The following is a 5,458-nucleotide window of genomic DNA, read 5'->3' as shown; positions in this document are numbered from 1 at the left end:
TTCATGCGCCGCGCGCGGCGCGCTGCGGCGAACGGGCTCGGCGCCGGCGATGCCGGGCACGCAAATGGCGAAGCGGCGGTGTGCCGCCGCCGCGCTGCCGGCACGCACCTGCCCCGCACATTCGGCGGTTCGCCCGATGACCGCTGACCAATGACGCACGGCCGGCGCGCTGCGCCGTGACGAAAGCGGCGTAGCGCCGCCCGCGCACCGGCCGGCTGCCGGGCGCGGCGCGAAGTCCGTCGCTTGTGGCCGACGTCCCGGCGCACTGCGCACGCCTGCGGCATCTCGATCGACGACCGGCGCGGCGACCTGCAACCAGTATCGCCGTGCCGACGCCCATCACGCTTGAGCCGTATCGCGGAGCGGAATGACGAAATCGGCACAATGCGCGGCGCGCGTCCGGGCGGCGCCCGACGCTGTGCCGATTTCGTCGTCGGCCTCATCGAAAACCCACAAGCGGGCCGACGCGCGACGGAGGAAGCTATGCTCCTTTCCCATCTCGGACGGCTCATGATGAAGCGCATTCAGATCATCGATTCGCACACGGGCGGCGAACCCACGCGGCTCGTCGTGTCCGGCTTTCCTTCGCTCGGCAACGGCACGATGGCCGAGCGTCGCGACGTGCTCGCGCGCGAGCACGATCGCTACCGCACCGCCTGCATCCTCGAGCCGCGCGGCAGCGACGTGCTGGTCGGCGCGCTGCTGTGCGAGCCCGTGTCGCCCGACGCGGCGGCCGGCGTGATCTTCTTCAACAACAGCGGCTACCTCGGGATGTGCGGGCACGGCACGATCGGCGTCGTGCGCACGCTGCATCACATGGGCCGCATCGGGCCGGGCGTGCATCTGATCGAGACGCCGGTGGGCACCGTCGAGGCGACGCTGCACGACGACCTGTCGGTCAGCGTGCGCAACGTGCTCGCGTATCGCCATGCGAAGGCGGTCGAGGTCGACGTGCCGGGTTACGGCCCGGTGAAGGGCGACATCGCCTGGGGCGGCAACTGGTTCTTCCTGATCAGCGAGCACGGCCAGCGCGTCGCCGGCGACAACGTCGCGGCGCTGACCGCGTATTCGTCGGCGGTGCGCGCGGGGCTCGAGCGCGCCGGCATCACCGGCGCGAACGGCGGCGAGATCGACCATATCGAACTGTTCGCCGACGACCCCGAGCACGACAGCCGCAGCTTCGTGCTGTGTCCCGGCCATGCGTACGATCGCTCGCCGTGCGGCACCGGCACGAGCGCGAAGCTCGCGTGCCTCGCGGCCGACGGCAAGCTCGAACCGGGCGTCGTGTGGCGGCAGGCGAGCGTGATCGGCAGCGTGTTCCATGCGAGCTATGCGCTCGCCGACGGCGGCATCGTGCCGACGATTCGCGGCAGCGCTCACCTGAGCGCGGAAGCGACGCTGTTGATCGACGAAGACGATCCGTTCGGCTGGGGCATCGTGTCGTGAGCGGGACGACGACCGACGTCGTGGTGATCGGCGCCGGCATCGTCGGCGCGGCATGTGCGCACGAGCTGGCGCAGCGCGGGCTGCGTGTGCTGGTGGTCGACGACGCCAGCGGCGGCGCGACCGGCGCCGGCATGGGCCATCTCGTCGCGATGGACGACAACGCGGCCGAGCTCGCGCTGAGCCATTATTCGATCCGGCTGTGGCGCGCGCTCGCCGACCAGATGCCGCAGGGCTGCGCGTACCGCAACTGCGGCACGCTGTGGCTCGCGGCCGACGCGCACGAGATGGATCTCGCGCGCGCGAAGCAGGCGACGCTCGCCGCGCACGGCGTGGCCGGCGAGCTGATCGACGCGGCGACGCTCGCGCGGCTCGAGCCGATGCTGCGCGCGGGCCTCGGCGGCGCGCTGAAGATCCCCGGCGATGCGATTCTCTATGCGCCCGTGGCCGCCAGCTGGCTGCTGGAGCGCGCGCCGGGCGTCGCGTTGCGCCGCGATCGTGCGGTGGCGGTCGACGGCGCGAGCGTGACGCTCGCGAGCGGCGACACGCTGCGCGCGCAGCGCGTGGTGGTCGCCAACGGCGTCGCTGCACGCGCGCTGTTGCCCGAACTGCCGTTGCGCCCGAAGAAGGGCCACCTGTTGATCACCGACCGCTATCCCGGCCGCGTGTCGCACCAGCTCGTCGAGCTCGGCTATGCGGCGAGCGCGCACGCGAGCGACGGCACGTCGGTCGCGTTCAACGTGCAGCCGCGGCCGACCGGCCAGTTGCTGATCGGCTCGTCGCGCCAGTTCGACACCGACGATGCGCGCGTCGAGCCGCCGGTGCTCGCGCGGATGCTGCGCCGCGCGGCCGGCTATCTGCCGGAGCTGGCCGACTTGAACGGCATTCGCGCATGGACGGGCTTCCGTTCGGCGAGCCCCGATGGCCTGCCGCTGCTCGGCGAGCATCCGGCGCGGCCGGGCGTGTGGCTCGCGGTCGGGCACGAAGGGCTCGGCGTGACGACCGCGCCGGGCAGCGCCCGGCTCGTCGCCGCGGCGATGACCGGCGAGCGGCCGCCCATCGACATCGAACCGTATTTGCCGGGACGTTTTCTCGCGACGTCCCCCGTAGCCGGAGCGCATTCTTCATGATCATTCATCTGGACGGCCGCGCGCTGACCGTGGCCGACGGCGCGACCGTCGCGGCCGCCGTCGCGGCGAGCGGCGACGATACGACGCGCGTGTCGTGCACGGGCGCCGCGCGTGCGCCGTTTTGCGGCATGGGAATCTGCCAGGAGTGCAGGATGACGATCGACGGCCGGCGCCGGCTGGCTTGCCAGACGCTGTGCCGCGACGGGATGCGGGTGGAGCGCACGCGATGAAACAGGAACGACTGAGCGTCGACGTCGCGATCGTCGGCGCGGGGCCGGCCGGGTTGTCGGCCGCGGGCGCCGCCGCGCGCAGCGGCGCGACGGTCGCGATCGTCGACGACAACCCGCGCGCCGGCGGGCAGATCTGGCGCCAGGCAGTCGACGCGACGCCGGCGCCGGCCGCCGCCGAACGTCTCGCGGTGCTGCGCCGGCCGAACGTCACGCATCTCGCAGCTACGCGGATCGTCGCCGAAACGCAGCCGGGCACGCTGCTGCTCGAGGACGACGAGCGCGGCTTGCTGCTGGAATTCCGCACGCTGATCGTCTGTAGCGGCGCGCGCGAGCTGCTGCTGCCGTTCCCCGGCTGGACGCTGCCCGGCGTAACCGGCGCGGGCGGCCTGCAGGCGCTGATCAAATACGGCCTCGACGTGCGCGGACAGCGCATCGTGATCGCCGGCAGTGGCCCGCTGCTGCTCGCGAGCGCGGCGACGGCCCGGCACGCCGGCGCGCGGGTGTCGCACGTGCTCGAACAGGCCGCGTGGCGCGATGTCGCCGGCTTCGGCGCAGGGCTGTGGCGCTGGCCGTCGAAGCTCGCGCAGGCCGCGAAGCTCGCCACGGCCGTCTATCGGCCGGATGCGTACGTCGTCGAAGCGTTCGGCGACCAACGGCTCGAGCGCGTGCGGATCCGGCAGGGCGAGCGCGAGTACGAGGTCGACTGCGATCGGCTCGCGTGCGGCTTCGGGCTCGTGCCGAACACCGTGTTGCCGAGCCATCTCGGCTGCCGGATCGAGCACGGCGCGGTCGTGGTGGACGCGCACCAGCGCACGAGCCGCGACGGCTGTTTCGCGGCGGGCGAATGTACGGGCGTCGGCGGCAGCGAGCTGGCGATGGTCGAAGGCGAAATCGCCGGTCATGCGGCGACCGGGCAGACGGCGCCGCTCGCCGCGCTGGTCGAACAGCGCGCGCGCTGGCAGGCATTCGCGGATGCGGTGCGCGAGCGCTTCGCGATCCGCGAGCCGATTCACCGGCTCGCACGGCCCGATACGTTGCTGTGCCGTTGCGAGGACGTGCGCTACGACGCCGTCGCGCCGGCCCACGGCTGGACGGCCGCGAAGCTGCAGACGCGCTGCGGGATGGGCGCGTGCCAGGGCCGCGTGTGCGGCGCGGCCGCGCACGCGCTGTTCGGCTGGACGCCGCCCGCCCCGCGCACGCCGCTCGTGCCCGCGCGGGTCGGCACGCTGATGCTCGACGATACCGATACGGCGTCCTGCGACGGCGTCTGAGCCGTCGCAGCGAAGCAGCACGCGGCGCGGCGCAGTTGTCGCGTCGCGCATCCCTCCGTTTGCCTTTTCCGTCTCGCTGCGACCGAGTGCCGCGCGAGCGCACTGCCGACAAACAATATATAAAACGATATAATATTCAAACTGAAATCGTAGCGAGGGTACCGATGAACGCAGATTCCGTCTCTGGACTGCCCGAGCCCGACGAAATGCGCGCCGCCGCCGAGTCGGCGTGCGCGTTGCTCAGGGTGCTGTCCAATCCCGACCGGCTGCTGCTGCTGTGCGAACTGTCGCAGGGCGAGCGCTGTGTGAGCGATCTCGAAGCGCGGCTCGACATTCGGCAGCCGACGCTGTCGCAGCAACTCGGCGTGTTGCGCGACAACGCGCTCGTCCAAACGCGTCGCGAAGGCAAGAACATTCACTACTCGCTCGACAGCCCGGCCGCGATCGCGGTGATGGGTGTGCTCTATGAACAATTCTGCGGCCCGGCCGCGACGAGGAGGCGTCATGCAGATTGATACGTTTCATTTCACGCCGGCGCTATCGCTTGCCGGTGGTGTGCTGATCGGACTGGCCGCCGCGTGGCTCGTCGCGTTCAACGGGCGTATCGCGGGGATCAGCGGCATCGTCGGGGGGCTGCTCACGGCCCGCGGCGGCGAGCGCGCGTGGCGCGCCGCATTCGTCGCCGGGTTGATCGCCGCGCCGCTGATGATGCGCGTCGCCGGCAGCGGCGCGATGCCGCAGGTCAATGCCGGCTGGGGCGAACTGCTGGCGGCCGGGTTGCTGGTCGGCATCGGCACGCGCTATGCGGGTGGATGTACGAGCGGTCACGGGGTGTGCGGGTTGTCGCGCGGCGCGGTCAGATCGATCGTCGCGACGGCGGTGTTCATGGTGGCGGGTTTCGCGACCGTATTCGTGCGCAGGCACGTGCTCGGAGGCTGACATGCAGGCAGGATTTGCGTTTCTGGCGGGACTGCTGTTCGGCGCGGGGCTCATCGTGTCCGGGATGGCGAATCCGGAAAAAGTGCTCGGTTTTCTCGATCTGGCCGGTCGCTGGGATCCGTCGCTCGCGTTCGTGATGGCCGGCGCGATCGGCGTTGCCGTGTTCGCGTTCGCATGGGCGAAGCGCCGCACGCTATCGCTGCTCGGCTTGCCGATCCAGTTGCCGGCTGCGCGGGCGATTACGGTGCGGCTCGTCGCGGGCAGCGCCGTGTTCGGCATCGGCTGGGGGCTGGCCGGGTTTTGCCCGGGGCCGGCGATCGTGTCGGTCGGGTTCGGCTCGCTCAGGGGCAGCGCGTTCGTTGCCGCGATGCTGGTCGGGATGGTGTTGTTCGAATGGATCGAGCGGCGGCGGAACGCTTAGTGGCAGGGAGGCGGGGAGCGGGCG

The 5,458-nt window shown here is 71.4% G+C and carries 7 protein-coding genes; all 7 read left to right on the top strand.

Annotated features, from left to right (window positions below):
- Positions 1-513: 513 nt before the first annotated feature.
- The 7 genes from C3Y15_RS30950 (at position 514) to C3Y15_RS30920 (ending at position 5,434) form a co-directional block, all read left to right on the top strand.
- The gene (locus C3Y15_RS30950) at positions 514-1,446 is read left to right on the top strand and encodes a 4-hydroxyproline epimerase (protein ID WP_034193876.1); all 933 of its coding nucleotides are present in this window, start codon (positions 514-516) and stop codon (positions 1,444-1,446) included.
- On the top strand, positions 1,443-2,573 hold the full coding sequence (locus C3Y15_RS30945) for an FAD-dependent oxidoreductase (RefSeq protein ID WP_059734830.1): 1,131 nt from the start codon (positions 1,443-1,445) through the stop codon (positions 2,571-2,573). Before C3Y15_RS30950 ends, C3Y15_RS30945 begins: the two co-directional genes overlap by 4 nt.
- The gene (locus C3Y15_RS30940; RefSeq protein WP_011658575.1) at positions 2,570-2,803 is read left to right on the top strand and encodes a 2Fe-2S iron-sulfur cluster-binding protein; all 234 of its coding nucleotides are present in this window, start codon (positions 2,570-2,572) and stop codon (positions 2,801-2,803) included. The genes C3Y15_RS30945 and C3Y15_RS30940 overlap by 4 nt, the downstream gene beginning before the upstream one ends.
- A complete protein-coding gene (locus C3Y15_RS30935; protein ID WP_069246513.1) occupies positions 2,800-4,074 on the top strand; it encodes an FAD/NAD(P)-binding oxidoreductase in 1,275 nt (424 codons plus the stop codon). The genes C3Y15_RS30940 and C3Y15_RS30935 overlap by 4 nt, the downstream gene beginning before the upstream one ends.
- A 164-nt stretch (positions 4,075-4,238) precedes the next feature.
- The gene (locus C3Y15_RS30930) at positions 4,239-4,589 is read left to right on the top strand and encodes a metalloregulator ArsR/SmtB family transcription factor (protein ID WP_059668733.1); all 351 of its coding nucleotides are present in this window, start codon (positions 4,239-4,241) and stop codon (positions 4,587-4,589) included.
- On the top strand, positions 4,579-5,013 hold the full coding sequence (locus C3Y15_RS30925; protein ID WP_014725065.1) for a YeeE/YedE family protein: 435 nt from the start codon (positions 4,579-4,581) through the stop codon (positions 5,011-5,013). Before C3Y15_RS30930 ends, C3Y15_RS30925 begins: the two co-directional genes overlap by 11 nt.
- Before the next feature lies 1 nt (position 5,014).
- Complete coding sequence (locus tag C3Y15_RS30920; protein ID WP_034193852.1) at positions 5,015-5,434, top strand: DUF6691 family protein; 420 nt, start codon at positions 5,015-5,017, stop codon at positions 5,432-5,434.
- The last annotated feature ends 24 nt before the right edge of the window (positions 5,435-5,458 follow it).

Source organism: Burkholderia sp. B10 (assembly GCF_004368385.1).
GTDB classification, from domain to species: domain Bacteria; phylum Pseudomonadota; class Gammaproteobacteria; order Burkholderiales; family Burkholderiaceae; genus Burkholderia; species Burkholderia vietnamiensis.
Note: the sequence above shows the minus strand (reverse complement) of the source record. Positions and strands in the feature narration are given on the sequence as shown.

What these genes read in the sequence shown, in the direction of transcription:
- C3Y15_RS30950 (WP_034193876.1), top strand. Translation starts at nt 514, where the DNA reads ATGAAGCGCATTCAGATCATCGATTCGCACACGGGCGGCGAACCCACG.
- C3Y15_RS30940 (WP_011658575.1), top strand. Translation starts at nt 2,570, where the DNA reads ATGATCATTCATCTGGACGGCCGCGCGCTGACCGTGGCCGACGGCGCG.
- C3Y15_RS30935 (WP_069246513.1), top strand. Translation starts at nt 2,800, where the DNA reads ATGAAACAGGAACGACTGAGCGTCGACGTCGCGATCGTCGGCGCGGGG.
- C3Y15_RS30930 (WP_059668733.1), top strand. Translation starts at nt 4,239, where the DNA reads ATGAACGCAGATTCCGTCTCTGGACTGCCCGAGCCCGACGAAATGCGC.
- C3Y15_RS30925 (WP_014725065.1), top strand. Translation starts at nt 4,579, where the DNA reads ATGCAGATTGATACGTTTCATTTCACGCCGGCGCTATCGCTTGCCGGT.
- C3Y15_RS30920 (WP_034193852.1), top strand. Translation starts at nt 5,015, where the DNA reads ATGCAGGCAGGATTTGCGTTTCTGGCGGGACTGCTGTTCGGCGCGGGG.